This is a genomic window from Anaerobacillus sp. MEB173 (assembly GCF_052119505.1).
Classification (GTDB): domain Bacteria; phylum Bacillota; class Bacilli; order Bacillales; family JBJMAU01; genus JBJMAU01.
The window spans coordinates 18,710-35,760 of record NZ_JBJMAU010000017.1; the positions used below are offsets into that span (position 1 = coordinate 18,710).

15 protein-coding genes and 1 pseudogene are annotated in these 17,051 nt (G+C 36.7%); 3 read left to right on the plus strand and 13 right to left on the minus strand.

The genetic code is table 11. The annotated features are described in order from the left end of the window. Positions 1-43: 43 nt before the first annotated feature. The 8 genes from ACJ2A9_RS19745 to ttdA all read right to left on the minus strand — a co-directional run bounded on the left by ACJ2A9_RS19745 (position 44) and on the right by ttdA (position 7,789). Positions 44-817 carry an ABC transporter ATP-binding protein gene (locus ACJ2A9_RS19745; protein ID WP_441423409.1) on the minus strand — a complete coding sequence of 258 codons (774 nt, stop codon included), beginning with the start codon at positions 815-817 and terminating at the stop codon, positions 44-46. Further along, positions 814-1,635 (minus strand): ABC transporter ATP-binding protein, encoded by an 822-nt coding sequence (locus tag ACJ2A9_RS19750; protein ID WP_441423410.1) that lies wholly within the window; start codon positions 1,633-1,635, stop codon positions 814-816. Before ACJ2A9_RS19750 ends, ACJ2A9_RS19745 begins: the two co-directional genes overlap by 4 nt. Then, positions 1,632-2,483 (minus strand): nickel transporter permease, encoded by an 852-nt coding sequence (nikC, locus tag ACJ2A9_RS19755; protein WP_441423411.1) that lies wholly within the window; start codon positions 2,481-2,483, stop codon positions 1,632-1,634. Before nikC ends, ACJ2A9_RS19750 begins: the two co-directional genes overlap by 4 nt. Next, positions 2,483-3,433 (minus strand): nickel ABC transporter permease, encoded by a 951-nt coding sequence (gene nikB, locus ACJ2A9_RS19760; RefSeq protein ID WP_441423412.1) that lies wholly within the window; start codon positions 3,431-3,433, stop codon positions 2,483-2,485. Before nikB ends, nikC begins: the two co-directional genes overlap by 1 nt. 133 nt (positions 3,434-3,566) lie before the next feature. After that, positions 3,567-5,126 carry a nickel ABC transporter substrate-binding protein gene (nikA, locus tag ACJ2A9_RS19765; protein WP_441423413.1) on the minus strand — a complete coding sequence of 520 codons (1,560 nt, stop codon included), beginning with the start codon at positions 5,124-5,126 and terminating at the stop codon, positions 3,567-3,569. Between the two features lie 307 nt (positions 5,127-5,433). Then, entirely contained in the window at positions 5,434-6,246 is an 813-nt protein-coding gene (locus ACJ2A9_RS19770) for a fumarylacetoacetate hydrolase family protein (protein WP_441423414.1), read from the minus strand. A 20-nt stretch (positions 6,247-6,266) separates the two neighbouring features. Next, positions 6,267-6,878: a L(+)-tartrate dehydratase subunit beta gene (ttdB, locus tag ACJ2A9_RS19775; RefSeq protein ID WP_441423415.1), complete on the minus strand. Its 612-nt coding sequence runs from the start codon at positions 6,876-6,878 to the stop codon at positions 6,267-6,269. After that, the gene (gene ttdA / locus ACJ2A9_RS19780; protein WP_441423416.1) at positions 6,875-7,789 is read right to left on the minus strand and encodes a L(+)-tartrate dehydratase subunit alpha; all 915 of its coding nucleotides are present in this window, start codon (positions 7,787-7,789) and stop codon (positions 6,875-6,877) included. Before ttdA ends, ttdB begins: the two co-directional genes overlap by 4 nt. Before the next feature lie 282 nt (positions 7,790-8,071). Between ttdA and ACJ2A9_RS19785 the strand changes: the two genes are divergently transcribed. After that, positions 8,072-9,718 (plus strand): SLC13 family permease, encoded by a 1,647-nt coding sequence (locus tag ACJ2A9_RS19785; protein ID WP_441423417.1) that lies wholly within the window; start codon positions 8,072-8,074, stop codon positions 9,716-9,718. A gap of 38 nt (positions 9,719-9,756) precedes the next feature. Here the strand turns inward: ACJ2A9_RS19785 and ACJ2A9_RS19790 are convergent, their stop codons facing one another. From ACJ2A9_RS19790 to ACJ2A9_RS19800, 3 genes are all read right to left on the minus strand, one after another. After that, on the minus strand, positions 9,757-10,506 hold the full coding sequence (locus ACJ2A9_RS19790; protein WP_441423418.1) for a GntR family transcriptional regulator: 750 nt from the start codon (positions 10,504-10,506) through the stop codon (positions 9,757-9,759). 214 nt (positions 10,507-10,720) lie between these two features. Then, on the minus strand, positions 10,721-12,052 hold the full coding sequence (locus ACJ2A9_RS19795; protein WP_441423419.1) for a CoA-disulfide reductase: 1,332 nt from the start codon (positions 12,050-12,052) through the stop codon (positions 10,721-10,723). Between the two features lie 293 nt (positions 12,053-12,345). Beyond that, a complete protein-coding gene (locus ACJ2A9_RS19800) occupies positions 12,346-13,347 on the minus strand; it encodes a cache domain-containing protein (protein ID WP_441423420.1) in 1,002 nt (333 codons plus the stop codon). 509 nt (positions 13,348-13,856) lie between these two features. Between ACJ2A9_RS19800 and ACJ2A9_RS19805 the strand changes: the two genes are divergently transcribed. Both ACJ2A9_RS19805 and ACJ2A9_RS19810 read left to right on the plus strand, forming a co-directional pair. Continuing rightward, a complete protein-coding gene (locus ACJ2A9_RS19805; protein ID WP_441423421.1) occupies positions 13,857-14,558 on the plus strand; it encodes an SDR family NAD(P)-dependent oxidoreductase in 702 nt (233 codons plus the stop codon). A 167-nt stretch (positions 14,559-14,725) separates the two neighbouring features. After that, on the plus strand, positions 14,726-15,913 hold the full coding sequence (locus ACJ2A9_RS19810; RefSeq protein WP_441423422.1) for a diflavin oxidoreductase: 1,188 nt from the start codon (positions 14,726-14,728) through the stop codon (positions 15,911-15,913). Positions 15,914-16,048: 135 nt separating this feature from the next. Here ACJ2A9_RS19810 and ACJ2A9_RS19815 read toward each other — a convergent pair. Both ACJ2A9_RS19815 and ACJ2A9_RS19820 read right to left on the minus strand, forming a co-directional pair. Then, positions 16,049-16,189, minus strand: a pseudogene (locus ACJ2A9_RS19815) (transposase); the annotation flags it as partial. 156 nt (positions 16,190-16,345) lie between these two features. Next, positions 16,346-17,020, minus strand: coding sequence for an aspartate/glutamate racemase family protein (locus ACJ2A9_RS19820; protein WP_441423423.1), 675 nt, complete (start codon positions 17,018-17,020; stop codon positions 16,346-16,348). Between the last annotated feature and the right edge of the window lie 31 nt (positions 17,021-17,051).

Consider the following 17,051-nt stretch of genomic DNA (forward strand, 5'->3'; position numbering starts at 1 on the left):
GACTCCCCATAAATTTCGTTAAACTATTGAGAAGCCTTGACATTCAATCAATGGAAGCAGCTTTGATCAACGCTTTTGTATACGGGTGACGATTACTATCGTAAAGCTCATCTATACCAAACTGGTCAACAATCGAACCATCTTTTAGGACAATGATCTTCTCACATAGAAAAGCTACGGCTCTGATATCATGCGAGATAAATAGAATCGTCATCTTCGTCTGCCTTTGAATATCCTTTAATAGATTCAATATTTGTACTTGGACCGTAACATCCAGACTAGCTGTTGGTTCATCACAAACAATCAATGATGGCTCAATGCTTAACGCCCTAGCAATACTAACCCTTTGCTTTTGTCCCCCACTTAATTCCCCGGGGTACCTGTTGACCATTCCTTTGTCTAACCCGACCATTTCTAAAAGCTTTTCGGCAATCTCTTTTTGTGTAAGACCTTTTTCTGTTATATAGGAAGGAGTTATTTCCTTAAAATTGTTCAAGGGCTCTAATAGACTTTTCCATATTGGTAACTTTGGATTCAATGTACTCGATGTGTCTTGAAAGATCATTTGAACATCTTTTCGATACTGACGAAATCGCGATCTTTTTTTCGGTGGGATTGACTCACCGTTCAACGTCATTTGTCCTTCCTTAGAAAGCTCTAAACCTAATAAAATTTTGGCAAGCGTACTTTTCCCACTGCCACTTTCACCAACAATTCCAATGCTTTCTCCTTTACAAGCCTGAAAGGAAATATTGCTTAATGCTTGAACATGTTTACTGTATTTTTTTGATAGGCTATCAACGACTAATAAACTCATAGAGCAGTCACTCTTTCATTCGTTATGATTCCCTTCTCTCCAGGGAGTGATAGTAAACAAGAACATAGCTTCTTTGTATATGGATGCTGATGATGACAACGAATCTGTTCCGGATCGCCTTCTTCTACGATTTGTCCCCGATGCATCACATACATTCGATCCGTCCGCTTATAAGCCTGGACCAAATCATGAGTGATCATTAAAACTGCACAGCCTGTGTCCCTACGAACTTGATCGATATAATTCAACACCTTTTCACCATTCATTACATCTAGTGCCGTTGTTACCTCATCACATATAAGTAAAGCTGGCTTTAAGGCAAGAGCCATAGCGATGGCCGCGCGTTGAACCTGTCCGCCACTTAATTGAAACGGATAACTCTGGTACACACGATTTGCATCTAACCCCATTTCTTCAAGAACCTGAAAAGCTATGTTTTTTGCTTCTTTTTTGCGAATGGGAAGATGTGTGCAAATTGTTTCTACTATTTGCTTTCCAATTTTGATATACGGGGTAAAACTCCCACGATAATCTTGAAAAATAATGCCTATCTCTTTTCCAAGTAGCTTCCGGTGTTCTTTTGCTGACATTGATACTATATTTTTATTTTGAAATAAAATCTGACCTTGCACCTTCATCGTAGAAGGGAGAAGACCCAAAATGGCTTTTGCTGTTATACTTTTTCCGCTACCGCTTTCACCAATTAGCCCAACAATCTCACCTTTTTTAACTTGTATATTTACTTTTTTTAAAATGGAATCCTTTCTCCCACTACTTTCAATATACAAGTCTTCTATAGAAATCAAAGGTTCACTCACATAAATTCCCTCCCTTTGCGAATATCGAAGTAACTTTTCAAGCCATCTCCTAATAAATTACAACAGAGGACTGTTACCATAATTGCAAGTCCTGGGTAAATCATAAGGGAAGGTACAACTTGAAAATACCCGCGTCCATCATTAAGCATTGCGCCCCACTCCGGGATTGGTGGTTGTGCGCCCAAACCAATATAGGAAAAAGCGGAAATAAGTAATATTACTTTTCCAACATCGATAGCCGCCATCACAATAATGTCCGGCATTATTTGCGGAAGCAGATGCATACGAATCGTTTTAGATGTACTAGAATGAGAGATCTTTGACACCAAAACATATTCTTTCTCCTTTTCCGCTAAAACTAATCCGCGAACTACGCGAGCATAGACAATCCACCTGACTAAAACGATAGCAATAACAATATTCGTTAAGCTCGGTCCTAAAATTCCGGCAATTGCAATCGCCAAAATGAAATCCGGAAACGCTAAAATCCCATCAATCATTCTCATGAAAAATGCATCAATTTTTCCACCAATATAGCCGGAAACAAGTCCAATTGGAACACCAATACACAATGCCATTAAAATCGCAAAAATGCCTAAACCAATCGTTAATTTAGCTCCATATATAATTCGCGAAAACACATCACGACCTAACTGATCGGTTCCTAACCAATGAACTGATGAAGCACCTTGAAGTCTGTTTCCCATATCAATTTGAAAAGGATCATGCGGAACTAAAGCCCCTCCAATGAAAGTAACACCAACAAGAAAAAGAGCAAGGATCATACCAAACATCATACTAGGATTACGAATTAATCTTGATCTACTAATTACTGTTGTTGCTTCCATTAGACAAGCTCCTTTCCTTGCTTTATTTGAGGATTAATCACTAAATATAGTAAGTCTACGACAAGATTTGTAAAAACAACGAGGACGCCTACAATTAGAATATAACCTTGTATAACAGGATAATCACGTTGCATGACAGACTGAACAATCAACTCACCCATGCCAGGCCATGAAAAGAGGATTTCGATCACTGTTATTCCGCCTAGAAGACTGCCGATACTCAATCCGAACATGGTAACTAACGGAATAAGACTACCTCTAAGAGCATGAAAAATTAAGATTCTCTCTTTTTTCAACCCTCTTGCCTTAGCCGCTTCAATATAAGAACTCTGAAGCGTTGAAATCAGTCGTTCTCGTAAAAGCCGAATATATAAAGGAGCCATTGCAACACCAAGTGTAATAGAAGGTAATACAAAATGAGCGAGTGTCCCGGTCCCCATAACTGGAAGTAATTTTAATTTCAATGATAAAAAGTAAATTAATAATAGCCCTAGCCAGAAGCTTGGGATCGAAGCTCCAACTAACGCAAACCAACGACTGATATAATCAGGCCACCGGTTTTCGTATACAGCCCCTAACATTCCAAGAGGGACTGAAATGACAAACAGTACCATTAGCCCTCCGAATGACAAAGCAATCGTAGCAGGTAATCGGCTCATAATCAGATCCAGAACTGGCCGGTTAGAAATGATCGATTCTCCTAAATCTAACTTTACAACCCCCGATAACCACTTACTATATTGAATGTAAATCGGTTGATTAAAGCCATATTCTTCTCTTAACTTTTCTTCTTCCGCTGATGTTGTAATGACATCATCTACTTTTAAAATAGTTCTTATCGGATCTCCTGGTGTGACCTTCATTAACAAAAAGGTCACAAAAGATAGGACTAGAACCATTAGGACTAACTGAAGTATTCGAGACCCTATTACTGATAAAACTCTTTTCATGGTACTCACCTGCCATAATTTTGATTAAGACAAAAACTCCCATCGATTTAGAAAATCTGTAGCTGCAAGTTGCTGCTTGTCTACTTAAATGAATACGAAAAGTGAAAGTGCCTAAAGACACTTTCACTCCCAATTACTCCACATCCATTTTATTAGTAATTAGATAGTATTCCTCCGAACCGGGACTCCAGTTCTTTACACGCTCGTTTACACCAACAATAATATGAGGATGTAAAATAAACGAGTGTGGAACCTCCTCTTGAATGATGTCTACCGCTTTCTTTTGTAAAGAAATTCGTTCGTTAAGATCTGATGTAACATTTAATTGTTTCGTTATTTCATTTAATTCGGGAATGTTAATTTGACCGGGATTTAATGAACCTTCTGGTAAATACGATACATTTAAAAAGTATCCGCCATCTCCTCGAGGTGCACTCAATAGGCTATATGTGGCTATATCCCATTCATCTTGCTGATCCCATAAATAACTATCAATACTCTCAACCATTACAATATTTAGTTCAATTCCTAAATTTGCAGCTTCGGCCTGTAAATATTGTGCCATTAACGGAAGCTCTGGTCGCCCTTGAAATGTTGACAATGTTAGCTGAAGTACCTCTCCATCTTTTTCTAACTTGCCATCGCTATTTTTTTCATACCCTGCTTCTCTTAATAATACTTCTGCCTTTTCTGGATCATAACTTTCAGACTCTTCCTCTTTGGCAAAAGCAAAATCTGAATGGAACGGCCCATTGGCAACTGTAGCATGGCCATTCATGATCTCTTTAACTGCAACAGGGCGATTGACAAGTAGGTCTAGTGCCTTTCGAACGTTTACGTCCTGTAACGCTGGTTTTGCCAAATTATATAGAAGGAAATGAACACGTAAACTTGAAACTGATTCAACACGAAGATGTTCATCCATCTCAATTGGTTCAAGTGCTTCTGGAGGTAAATGATAAGCAATATCTGCTTCTCCAGATTGAAGTGCAAGAGCTCGAACATTTGCATCAGAATTGAACTTGACCGTCACTTCGCTTACATTGGCAGCTCCATCCCAGTAACCGTCATATCTTTCTAGCTTAATTTCTGATTCAGGTGTAAAACCAACCACTTGGAATGGTCCTGTTGCAATCGGTCTTTCGCTAATATTATCAGAGTCTACTTTAATAATAGAAGCATTTACATGGACCAGTTCAGAAGGAAATACAGGGTACTCTTCTGTTGTGATAAAGGTAATCTCATGACCGTTTGCTTCCATAGACTCAATTTTCAACGTAGATGCCATCGCAGGATTCACCTCAAGAAGACGTTCAAATGATGCCTTTACTGCTTCAGCATCAACTGGTGTCCCATCGTGAAACGTAATTCCATCTCTAATCGAAAATTCCCACGTTCTCTCATCAATCTGTTCCCATGATTCTGCTAACCACGGTTGGATTTGTAAATCTTCATCAATTTTCACTAGTGTTTCTGCTATACCTGCACGAACTCCCATCCAATCTTGATGAGGATCTATCGTTTTGGAGGCAAAGCTAAATAGTAGTGTTACAGACTTAGCCTCTGTCTCAGAAGAGTCAATTGTAGCATCTCCTGTAGTAGAACTGTCATCACTTTTGCTGCCGCACCCCATAACAAAAGCGAGAAGTAAGATAATAATGCTGTAAAAAAAGATCCCCTTTTTATTAAACAACTTGTTTCCACTCCTTCACGTCTTTAGAAATATTTTACTTAGACAACCTTAATTATTATATAAAACGTAACGATTACGATTTATATCATATACTATTTAAATTTAGTTGTAAATTAATATTTCTCTCAACGGATGAATATAAACAAAGCTGAATAAAATTACACTCACACTATGTTATTTATTTTTTCTTCCTCTCTTTATAAACCTGTTTTAGCTCAATAATCACTCCAAATAACAGTAGGATTAAAAAAGAGACTTCTCAATAGTTTGGTCAACTAATGAGAAGTCTCTTAAATTACTTACATTATCAAGCATGAACACCTGATTTGACATAGTTGCATAATTTACCGATCTGCTCTACTTCAACAACTACAATATCTCCTGACTTCATTGGACAACTTCCTGAAGGTGAACCAGTTGCAAGTATGTCCCCTGGCTCCAATGTCATAACCTGTGAAATCCAACTAATAAGGAAAGGAATTGAAAGTGACATCTGATTGGTATTACCATCTTGTACGACTTTGCCGTTTAATGATGTAACTATTCGTAAATTAGTCGGATCTAGACCTTTCACAATACACGGCCCCAACGGACCAAAAGTATCAAAACCCTTACCTCTTGTAAACTGGGGATCAGTTTTGGTAAGATCCCTTGCAGTCACATCATTAAATATCGTACAACCGAATACGTAATCCAATGCTTCTGCTTCTTTTACATTTTTGCAGCGTTTCCCAATAACAAGTGCCACTTCCCCCTCCATTTCCACCTGTTTAGATAAATCACTTGACGGGAGAATAATTTCCGATTGATTCGGGATTAAGGAAGACGTTGGTTTTAAAAACAAAAACGGCTCTCTTAAATTGGCCTTGCCACCAGTTTCTTTTGCGTGTTCCGCATATGTCCAGCCAAAATTAACGATTTTCGAAGGTACTACCGGTTCCAAAATCTTTACATCACTGAAGTTAACTTTTGAACCATCATATTTTAAATCATCGTTTAAAACATCAGTAAAAGTACTAGATAATTGTAAAATCTCATCATCTTCAACAATTCCGTAATATACTTTACCATCATGTCGTTGATAACGAACTATCGTTTGCGTCCTTTGTAGTACCTGCATGATCACACCCACTCCATCGATTACTTGATAAATCTTACCTGCTCACTAATTAACGCGTATTGTTCTTCCTTCTTTTTATTGAACTCCACCTTATTTTCTTCATAGATATTATTTCCTTCCGCATCAATGGAAACAATAAGAGGGCCAAATTCATACACTTCACACACCCAAAGAGATTCAGGCATTCCAAGATCCTTCCAGTGGACTTCTTTGATTTGTTCAACCTTCTGTGCTGCATAAACGGCATTCCCTGCTGGAAAGACTAGATGAAGCGCTTTATGAGTCTTACATCCTTCTTCCGTGTTCTTCCCCATTCCACCTTTTCCAACAATGAGTTTAACACCTGTTTCTTCAATAAATTCCTTCTCGAACTTTTCCATTCTCATACTCGTAGTGGGACCAACAGAAACAATCTCGTATTTCTCATTTCCCAGGTCTCTAACGATAGGACCAGCATGAAAAATTGCTTTCCCTCTTAGGTCTACAGGCAGAGGGATTTTTTCTTCAATTAATCTTCTGTGAGCAACATCCCTGCAAGTAACGATCGTACCAGTTAGATAGATAATGTCCCCAACCCGTATATCTTTAAGGTCCTCATCTTTTATAGGTGTTGTTAAAACCTTTTTACTCATAGTGTTACCCCCTCGTGAGTACTAATTTCATAGTTTAAGTTACTATCAAAGGTGATCTTTCCTCTTCTATGTGACCAGCATCCTGTATTTACCGCAACACCAATAGTAGAAGGATGCCTTGCCGTATTCACCACATTTACACCCATGACTGATTTAGAGCCCTTAAGTCCTTGAGGTCCAAGCCCAATCGCATTGATTCCATCCTCAAGAAGTCTTTCCATCTTAGCAGCATTTTCATTTTCATTATGACTTCCAACAGGTCTCATAAGAGCTTTTTTTGAATTTAACGCTGCAGTTTCAACAGAAGTACCAACGCCTACACCTACTAGAAGTGGTGGACAGGCGTTAATTCCATAACTTGTCATTCGATCAAGTACAAACTTTACCACACCTTCATATCCTTCACCGGGCATTAGAACCGTCGCCACTCCAGGAAGCGTACACCCTCCACCTGCCATATAAGTATAGATTTCTACTTTATCACTATCTTCTTCAATTTCCCAAAAGATGCTTGGTGATCCGTCACCGATGTTCTTCCCTGTGTTGTATTCATCGAAGGTTTCTACAGAATTATGACGTAAAGGAGTTTCTTTCGTTGACTTATACACACATTCTTTTAGGATACTGTCCAACTGTCCAATCAAAGGAAAATTCTGACCACATTTAACAAAAAACTGAAGAACACCTGTATCCTGACATGAAGGTCTCTTTAACTCATAAGCTAGCTTCTGGTTTTCTTCCATTGTTTTGTAAATGATTTTTGCAAGCGGATTATTTTCTTCTTCACTTAACTCTCGTAGTTTATTTTCCACATCATCCGGAAGTTTGTAGCTTACAAGGGATACAAACTTGGACATTAGATCGGTCATTTTTTCTATTTCCTGTTTTTTACTTACCAGTATTTTATCCATAACAACTCTCCTCGTCTTTATTCTTCATTTCCATGACTCAATCATAATTAACGTATACGTTATTGTCAATATTTTTCTGATAATTCATAATCAAAGACTTATAAACTACTAATTATAAGAGGTTTATAAATATATAAATAAAATTTTCTGAAAAATGAATTGACATTAACGTATTCATTATTGTACCATTCAGGTAAGAATCCGAACTAAACACCACTCAAACAATCCTTATTGAAAACGGTAACAAAGTGACGGATTAGAATTAAATTAGGAGGGGAACGTATGATGACTAACGCGAGGGAATTTTGGAATCAAATGTGGAGGTGGAATGATCAAGTAAAACAAGTAACCAAAAGTTTATTAGGAATTCAAATGATGGCAAACCTTTCAACAGCTCGAAAGCATGCACCTTCATCTAATCGAAGCACTACTACAAGTGGAAATAACCCTAGCCCTAAAAAAAGAGAATATAGTAAACCTCAACTTATCGGCCTTATTACTGGACCTGCCTTATTCATCTTGATTAATTTGTTAGTTTCCCCCCAAGGTATGACCAACGAAGCCGTTACCGTTCTAGCTATTGTATCTTGGATTGCCACATGGTGGGTTACCGAAGCAATTCCGATCCCACTCACTTCCTTATTACCATTAGTCTTATTTCCATTAATGGAGATAATGAGCATGGGAGATGTTTCAGCGTCTTATGGGGATCCACTTATTTTTCTTTTTGTTGGAAGTTTCATGATCGCATTAACGATGGAAAAGTGGAACTTACATAGACGGATTGCGATTGGTATCATCGCCTTTATCGGAACAAATCCTAATATGATTATTCTTGGTTTTATGAGTGCAACTGCATTCTTATCTATGTGGATATCAAATACAGCTACAACAATGATGATGATCCCAATGGCCCTGGCTGTTACAAAACATGTAGCCGATTCGATGAAAAAGAATGACCCTACTGTTTCTACAACTCCTGGTGATTTTCGGTTTGGTACAGCATTAATGTTAGGTACAGCCTACGCGGCATCTATCGGTGGCTTTGGAACATTAATCGGAGCACCAGCCAACACAATTTTAGCAGCAACTGTCAATAACTTATATAATGTTCAGATCTCGTTTGCTCATTGGATGCTCTTCGGCGTACCACTAGTCGTCTTACTCGTACCACTTGTTTGGTTATATCTAGTAAAGTTTGCGTTTCCTATGAATACTAAGAATATATCTGGAGGACGCAACATTATTAAGGACGAGCAAAAAGCACTAGGGAAAATTAGTTACGAAGAGAAAATTGTACTAACTGTTTTTACCTTGATTGCCATTGCGTGGATTACACGAAGTTTCATACTCCAAAGTTTCATACCTGGAATTAATGACACAATTATTGCTTTAATTGGAGCGTTCATTTTATTTTTAATTCCCGCTAAAAACAAAGAAGGTAAACTACTAGATTGGGATACTGTAAAAAAACTTCCTTGGGGTATTTTGTGGTTATTCGGAGGAGGCTTGGCAATTGCCGCAGGAATCTCACACTCAGAGTTAGACCAATGGATTGGTAGTCAACTTGTAAACTTTACTGAAGTTCCTCTTTGGTTAACACTTGCATTGATTATTGGTGTTATTACGATCCTTACTGAATTCACATCAAATACAGCAACATCAACTATGGTCTATCCAATTGTCGCAGCAGGTGCAACTGCATTAGGAATGGACCCTATCATATTAATGGTTGCCGCATGTATGGGTGCAACATTTGCTTTTATGCTCCCCGTTGCAGCGCCGCCAAATGCAATCGCCTTTGCATCAGGTTATATTAAAATGAGTACAATGGCTAAAACAGGTGTTTGGTTGAATCTATTAGCAATTCTGTTTTCAGTTATTATTGTTTCCCTTTTAGTTCCGCTTATTTTTGATGGGTTAATGTAAAAGAAAGCCAGTATCCGAAATTCTAGGATACTGGCTTTCTAATGTTTTACCTCATTTTCTAATTCGTTTATAATCCCAATCGCATCTATTATTTCATTACGCGCTCTATTTCGGTGTGATTGCATCACCATCCGAGCAGCTGCACCATCTCCAGCTTTCATACAAGCAATAATGGCTTTATGCTCTATTATTGATTTATTTGGCATTGGGCGGTGATTTATTGTAAATAAACGAGCACGATATAGTTGGTCTGAATAAATATCAATCACAGAATTAAGACGCTTGTTCCTCGCAAATTTTATAATAAGGTTGTGAAATTGATCGTCTAACATTGCCCATTTTTTCAAATTAGTTTCTTTAAGCATCATTTCCTGTTGTTCAATTAATTGTTCAAGTTGAATAATTTCATTACCGTGTATTTCTTCAGTCGCTTTTTCAACCGCCAAACCATCCATTGTTTCAACAATTTCATAGATCTCCATAAGATCATCTTTCGCAATAGGCTCAACAATAAACCCTCTCCTAGGGACAAGACGAACCATCCCCTCTGTTTCCAAACGAACAAGCGCCTCTCGCACAGGCGTCCGACTCATTTCTAAGGTTTCAGCCATTTCGCGCTCAAGTATAGTCCTTCCTGGTGCTAGAATTAAATCACGTATAGCCAGTCTAATAATATGGTAGGCACGTTGAGGTAATCGATAATTGTCTAGGTCCTTAAGGGTTGCTATATAAAGTTCCAGTTCTTTATTTAATTCTGACTGATCTAAATATTGTTTGTCTCTTTCCATCTCTACACCTATCTACCCTTTATAAATTTTAAATATAAATTATTATGATCTTCACCTATACTTTAAGTAAAACTATTACTGTATATATTTTATCAAGTATGATGTAGATCTTAAAGTTTTATGACTTTTATCATTACTCGTTAAACTGGTATAGAACTAGGAGAAGTCATGGAAAGAACAGTCACCACGCAGAAGATCAATAAACCTATTCAAGCTACTTCACTCTTCTAGCCGCTTGCTGAATAGGGTCCCATACTCCATTGTATGGAGGGGCATATGCAAGATCTAAATCAAGCAGCTCATCGGTTGTCATCGAATGGAAGATTGCCGTTGCCAGTACATCGATTCGTTTGTCGACCCCATTTTCTCCAATGATTTGCCCGCCATGAACTTTAAATGTCTCTTTATGATAGACAAGTTTTAATTTCATTTTTTTATCATCAGGATAGTAACCAGCGATATCAGTTGCTGTTATTGTTACTGAGCCACAAGGAATGTGGAGCATTTTAGCTTCTGTTTCTGATATCCCTGTTCTTCCCAAAGTTAAATCGAAAAACTTTATGATTGAAGTGCCAACAACACCTTTAAATGTTTTATGTATATTAACAATGTTTAACCCAGCAATTTGACCTTGTTTATTGGCATGTGTCCCCAATGGAATATGATCATCCTTTTCTTTGACTCGATGATATTGTGTTGCACAATCTCCTGCAGCATAAATATCTTCAATACTTGTTTGCATATATGCATTGACTTGAATCGCACCATTAACACTCGTTTTAATTCCGGTCCCTTCCAAAAATGCGGTATTTGGCTTTACACCCACTGCAACTAATACTAAATCTGTGTCATACTTCCCTTTATCGGTTTTCACATATTCAACACGCTCACCACCGCCGAATGCTTCAACAGATTCACCCATTTTTAACACAATGTTGTGCTTCACCGCTTCTTCATGAATTAGTTCTGCCATTTCCTTATCAAATATTTTTGCTAATTGCTCATTTCTTTCAATGATCGTTACCTTCTTGCCAAGCTCTGCAAAGCTTTCAGCCATTTCAAGGCCAATGTAGCCGCCGCCAATTACCGTCACATTTTTTATATCTTTCTCTAGATAATCCATGATTGCCTTTGCATCAGGTATTGTCTTTAATGCAAAAACACCTGGAAGTTTCACACCCTCCCACTTTGGAATAACCGATCCTACGCCGGTTGCAATAAGAAGGCGGTCATATGGTAAGCTAAACATTTCACCATTACTATGGTTAATTCCACTCACTATTTTATTTTCCGCGTCTACCTTTTGGACTTCATGAAATACTCGTGCATCAATTCCATATTTCTCTTTGAAAGTGGACTGTGAACGGGCAATTAACTTATCTGTTGACTCAATCTTCCCGCTGATCACATAAGGCAGGCCGCATTGTCCGTACGAATACACGCCGCCCTTTTCTAAAACAGTGATTTCATGTCCAGAGCTGTTCCGAACGATTTGCATGGCAGCACTCATGCCTGCTGCATCTCCACCAATAATAAGTACTTTCATATTATCCCTCCTCTCTTTATTTTCCATTTGTTTCTGATTTTTAAACATGAAGTCTAATATACGAGGACAAGAAAAGTATATTGTCATTATTGACCTTTTATTCAAGGGGTTGAGCGGCTATTACATCATCGCCCAAGGTGAGAGTTTGTAACATCTTTAACGGCATTTATTATTAAGTTATCAAATCAAACACTTACGAAAAAGGTGCCCAAAGTTTATTCAGACACCTTACTAATTGACCATTATCCCCTTTATTATTTAACATTTCAAACCTTGATGACAAATTCCCATCGTTATTCTTTATTTTTTAATTCGGATTGAGTGGATGCGCCTGCAGCAATTTGCTTAGCAGCTTTCTTCATCGTATTTGCTATTTCTTTTAAAGGTTTTGTTATCCTTCTTGAAATAATAGTTGAAACAAAAATGGATGCAAGAATAATTAAAAATGAACTTATTATTAAAGGTATAATAATAGCTTCAGCTTTTTGCTTAAAGTCATCAACAAACACTATGCCTAAGATACTCCACCCTGTCTTTTCATTTTTACTAAACCCAATCAGTGCATCTTGACCGTCTATGTTATGACTAATCATTCCTACTCGATTCTCTTTCTCAATCTCATTATAATAAGTCAGTTGAGTAATATCAGAACCAATTTGTTCTTGCATCGGATGGGCGATAATCTTTCCATTACGATCAATGACCGTCGCATAACCTGTATCACCAATATTGATACTATCAATCATTGTAACTAAAACACTTAGAGAAATATCCATGGAAATAACACCAATGACCCGTCCCTCGTTAATGACTTTACTAGCGGTACTAATAATGTACTCACCAGTTACAGATTGATATACATCAGTCCAAGCAATCGAATTCGATTTAATTCCATCCAAATACCATGGTCGAGATCTTGGATCATAATCATCAGGAAGTTCCATTTCGGGGTACATATAGTATTCCCCTTGTTCTGTTCCAAGGTATAGATCAGTAACTTCTGGAGTAGCTTCTACAAATAATTTAAATATACGATGTATTTCTGCTTCATCCAAGCTAATAACTTCTTCTCTCTTTGATAGAACTTTCAGTGATTCTTCATAGGTTTGAAAAAAATTATTAAAAGCTGTATTAGTATCCTTAATCCTGTTCATTGTATCTTCAGAAGAGTCATCGACCATTGTGTTTAAAGAGATTTGATAGCTAATGAATGCTGAAGTTACAATCGCAATAACAATCAGTGTAATAAATGGTACTAATATTTGTCTGCCAACACTTTTTTTAATAAAGTTCATGTATACCTCCATTCAAAAAAATTAAATAAATAAAAATTTTTATAAAAGACGTTAAATCTTTTAATATAGCAAAAAGCGTGCCACATAATAAATGCTTATATAGGTAGTAATAATTAAAAAATTCAAAATATTAGATGTTTGTTTGTAAAAAAAATTTTACACCTATAAATTAGATTTTTACAATTAAAAAACTTTCATTTGCATAGGAGGGTATGAATAACAAAGCAGTCCAAAAGCGCGTGAATAAAGTGCTAAAAGCTAAGTCTCAAGTAAAATTTATACCTCAAATGTTCAGTCGGATTAAATTTACTGAATTTTCTCAATTGTTTTGTAATCATGATTGTGTTATAATCATGATTAATCACTTAGATGGATACTGTTAAACCTCTGGGATAAGATTCTTAGTGAAATGAACAAATCAAACTCATTGTTGAAGCTTAGGTTATATTTTGCTTTTTTGCCTTTGAACGTAAGTAATTAAAGCTTGTTTATTGAAAAGGAGGGTTTGTATGTTTAGATTAAAAAACAAAGTGGTGATTATTACAGGCGCTGGAACTGGTTTAGGAAAACAAATGGCCCTGGGATTTGCGAAAGAAGGAGCAAAGGTAGCCATTTGTAGCCGCAAAAAAGCAAATATGGATCTGATGAAGCAACAGCTTTTATCAATTACTTCAGAAGAATTTATCTTAGTTCAAACGGCAGATGTATCCGTTGAATCACAAGTAAAGCGCTTTATTCAATCCATTTATGAGAAGTTTGGTAGAATTGATATTTTGATTAATAATGCAGCAATTTTTGAACAATATTCTATTGCAGATACCTCTTTAGATACGTGGAATGCACATATTGAAAATAATGTTACTTCTGTTTTTTTAATGATGAGAGAGTGCATAAATGTGATGAGAAGTCAAAAGTCTGGTAAGATTATCAATTTTACTACAAGCCTAACCAAAGAAGGTGCAGCAGGTTTTGGTCCTTATAGTGCAAGTAAAGCAGCTGTGGAAACATTATCTTACTCAGTAGACGATGAAGAAGCGAAAAATGGTATTCATGTACATGTGGTTAATCCTGGAGTAATGAAGAATGGCTTACATGCAATTGGAGAAGATCCTGCTAATGTTGTGCCGTATCTATTTCACCTGGCAGTATCAAGCATCCCAGTAGAAAGACATCCTATTCAAATTGAAGATCTGCATATTCAAGTGCAATGATCTTTTATCACGTTTTTTAGAAGTTACTAAGACTCCCTACTTAAAATATAGAAGTTTTGTAGAATTTTAAGGCTGGAAGTTTAAATAATCTTAGTGACAATAAAATCATTATTATTTACTTACTTTAAGCCACTCTTTGTTTTTGAAATTATTGTGAGGTGATGAATATGAAACTTACTGAATTAAGAAAATCTGAACATACAAAAAAAGAAAATGATGTCTCGATCACATATTCAAGACAAAATCCATTCCAATCGAAAGTTCTGAAAAACATTAATTTAAATGGGCCTAATTCTAACAAAGAAACGAGACATATTGAGTTATCCTTAGAGGGATCTGGCCTTTCCTTTGTTCCAGGTGATTGCGTTGGTATTATCCCTGAAAATGACCCAGAACTTGTAGATTCCCTCCTTGAGGAAATGAAGTGGAATGAAAACGAATCTGTCACAATTAACAAGCAAGGCGATACACTTCCACTTAAGGAAGCATTGACCACTTATTTTGAAATTACATTATTGACAAAAAAAATGATGCAGCAAGCGGCAGAATTCACAGAAAACATTGAGTTACAAAACCTTGTATCCGTTGAAAATATAAATCAACTGAAAGAATATATCGACGCACGTGATTTACTTGATTTGTTACGTGATTTTGGACCATGGAATGCTTCAGCACAAGACATTTTGTCTTTTTTAAGAAAAATGCCGCCCCGCCTATATTCAATTGCAAGCAGCATGAACGCTTATCCTGGTGAAGTACATCTAACAATTGGTGCGGTGCGCTACACAGCTCATGGACGCGAACGAAAAGGGGTTTGTTCAGTTTTATGTGCGGAACGTCTTCATGAAGGGGATACACTTCTCTTGTTTATCCAAAAAAATAAACACTTTAATCTTCCTGAATCTTTAGATAAAGATATAATTATGGTTGGTCCAGGGACAGGTATTGCACCATTCCGATCATTTATTCAGGAACGTGCAGTAAATGGAGGAACAGGTAGATCGTGGCTATTCTTTGGAGACCAATATTCAGCTACGGACTTTCTATATCAAAACGAGTTAGAATACTATCAAAATGATGGGATACTTACAAGAATTGAAACTGCGTTCTCCCGTGATACCACACAAAAAGTATATGTACAGCATAAAATGTTGGATAACAGCAAAGAATTATTTGAATGGATAGAAAAAGGTGCATATTTTTACGTTTGTGGAGATAAGCAATATATGGCTAATGATGTCCATGAAACACTTATTAACATTATTAAGAGAGAAGGTTCAATGGGCCGTATTGAAGCTGAAGCATATCTAAATGATATGAAAGAGCAAAAGCGTTATCAACGTGATGTGTATTAATGAAAAATGGATCATTATTATTAGCACTTTCAGGTAATGTTTCCTAGTAAACGGCTATTTTTGCATAGAATGTTGATATTTAAAAATAGTAACCAAGTTTAAATTTCCAATTCTTCCTCTTAGAACTCAAGCGGGTTAACCCGCTTGAGTTCTAACCACTTGTCGCCACAGAATTTTCTTTCGTAGTCTTTCAAAACTCTTTATCCCGTAAGACATACGTTTAATAACTTTTGTTGTATTATTTACACCTTTAATACAGCCGTTATTATACGGATACCTTAGGTGAGAGTGTGTTATATCTTACACGTCGTGTGCAAAAAGTGCAGTATTATCAAGGTTTTCCTAAATATTATCTGTAACACCTTTAACTTGATTTTACCGTTGTTCACTGGAATGCGTTAGCAAAATGTTAGCAACATTCCTATACACGATTTATACCACTTGTTTTGATAGTAATTCTACAATAGTTTTTACACTTGTTTCAGGACTGGTTAAAATCGGGATACTCCTTGATTCTAGAGCATCCAATACTCTGGCCATTGAAAATTGAGCTAATAAAATAACTTCATTATCAACGGATAATTTTGCAATTTCATTCTTTATAAGCTCGTCATGCTTATGGATATTTCCATTTTGGATTGCTTCAAATGCCTCTGAAATAACGACGGTTTGAATAGAAACTGTTTTGTTAGATTTTTCGGCATATTCTTGTAACAGTTTTGTCGTTGTTGGTCCTGCCGCTTCAACGGTTGCAATTACACCAATTCGAGTGGCATTTTCCACCGCTAGCTCTAACATACTCTGATCGGAACTTAGTACAGGAATATTAAATAGTTCACTTACTTTTGGTATATAAGGTGAAAAAGATGAACAAGTAAATAAGATAGCATCCACCTTACTTTTTTCTGCTTGACCAGCTAAATATACAAGCCGTCTTATCATATCTGGTGTAATAATTCCTGTTTCATTTAATTCTGCCAGAAGTCCCTCATCCATAAAATTTAGTAAATTAACTTCAGGTGCGAAAGTATTAAATGCCTTTAAGATTGGCTGAACGGAATTCATTGTTGCATGTACCAGTCCTATACGATACGTTTTATTAACCATTTTCCCCCTCCTTTTACTTTCAAGTGTTCTT

Excerpts from the sequence above, each read along its gene's own strand:
- ACJ2A9_RS19745 (WP_441423409.1), bottom strand. The coding sequence starts at position 817 with ATGAGTTTATTAGTCGTTGATAGCCTATCAAAAAAATACAGTAAACAT.
- nikC (WP_441423411.1), bottom strand. The coding sequence starts at position 2,483 with ATGGAAGCAACAACAGTAATTAGTAGATCAAGATTAATTCGTAATCCT.
- nikB (WP_441423412.1), bottom strand. The coding sequence starts at position 3,433 with ATGAAAAGAGTTTTATCAGTAATAGGGTCTCGAATACTTCAGTTAGTC.
- ACJ2A9_RS19770 (WP_441423414.1), bottom strand. The coding sequence starts at position 6,246 with ATGCAGGTACTACAAAGGACGCAAACGATAGTTCGTTATCAACGACAT.
- ttdB (WP_441423415.1), bottom strand. The coding sequence starts at position 6,878 with ATGAGTAAAAAGGTTTTAACAACACCTATAAAAGATGAGGACCTTAAA.
- ttdA (WP_441423416.1), bottom strand. The coding sequence starts at position 7,789 with ATGGATAAAATACTGGTAAGTAAAAAACAGGAAATAGAAAAAATGACC.
- ACJ2A9_RS19785 (WP_441423417.1), top strand. The coding sequence starts at position 8,072 with ATGATGACTAACGCGAGGGAATTTTGGAATCAAATGTGGAGGTGGAAT.
- ACJ2A9_RS19790 (WP_441423418.1), bottom strand. The coding sequence starts at position 10,506 with ATGGAAAGAGACAAACAATATTTAGATCAGTCAGAATTAAATAAAGAA.
- ACJ2A9_RS19795 (WP_441423419.1), bottom strand. The coding sequence starts at position 12,052 with ATGAAAGTACTTATTATTGGTGGAGATGCAGCAGGCATGAGTGCTGCC.
- ACJ2A9_RS19800 (WP_441423420.1), bottom strand. The coding sequence starts at position 13,347 with ATGAACTTTATTAAAAAAAGTGTTGGCAGACAAATATTAGTACCATTT.
- ACJ2A9_RS19805 (WP_441423421.1), top strand. The coding sequence starts at position 13,857 with ATGTTTAGATTAAAAAACAAAGTGGTGATTATTACAGGCGCTGGAACT.
- ACJ2A9_RS19810 (WP_441423422.1), top strand. The coding sequence starts at position 14,726 with ATGAAACTTACTGAATTAAGAAAATCTGAACATACAAAAAAAGAAAAT.
- ACJ2A9_RS19820 (WP_441423423.1), bottom strand. The coding sequence starts at position 17,020 with ATGGTTAATAAAACGTATCGTATAGGACTGGTACATGCAACAATGAAT.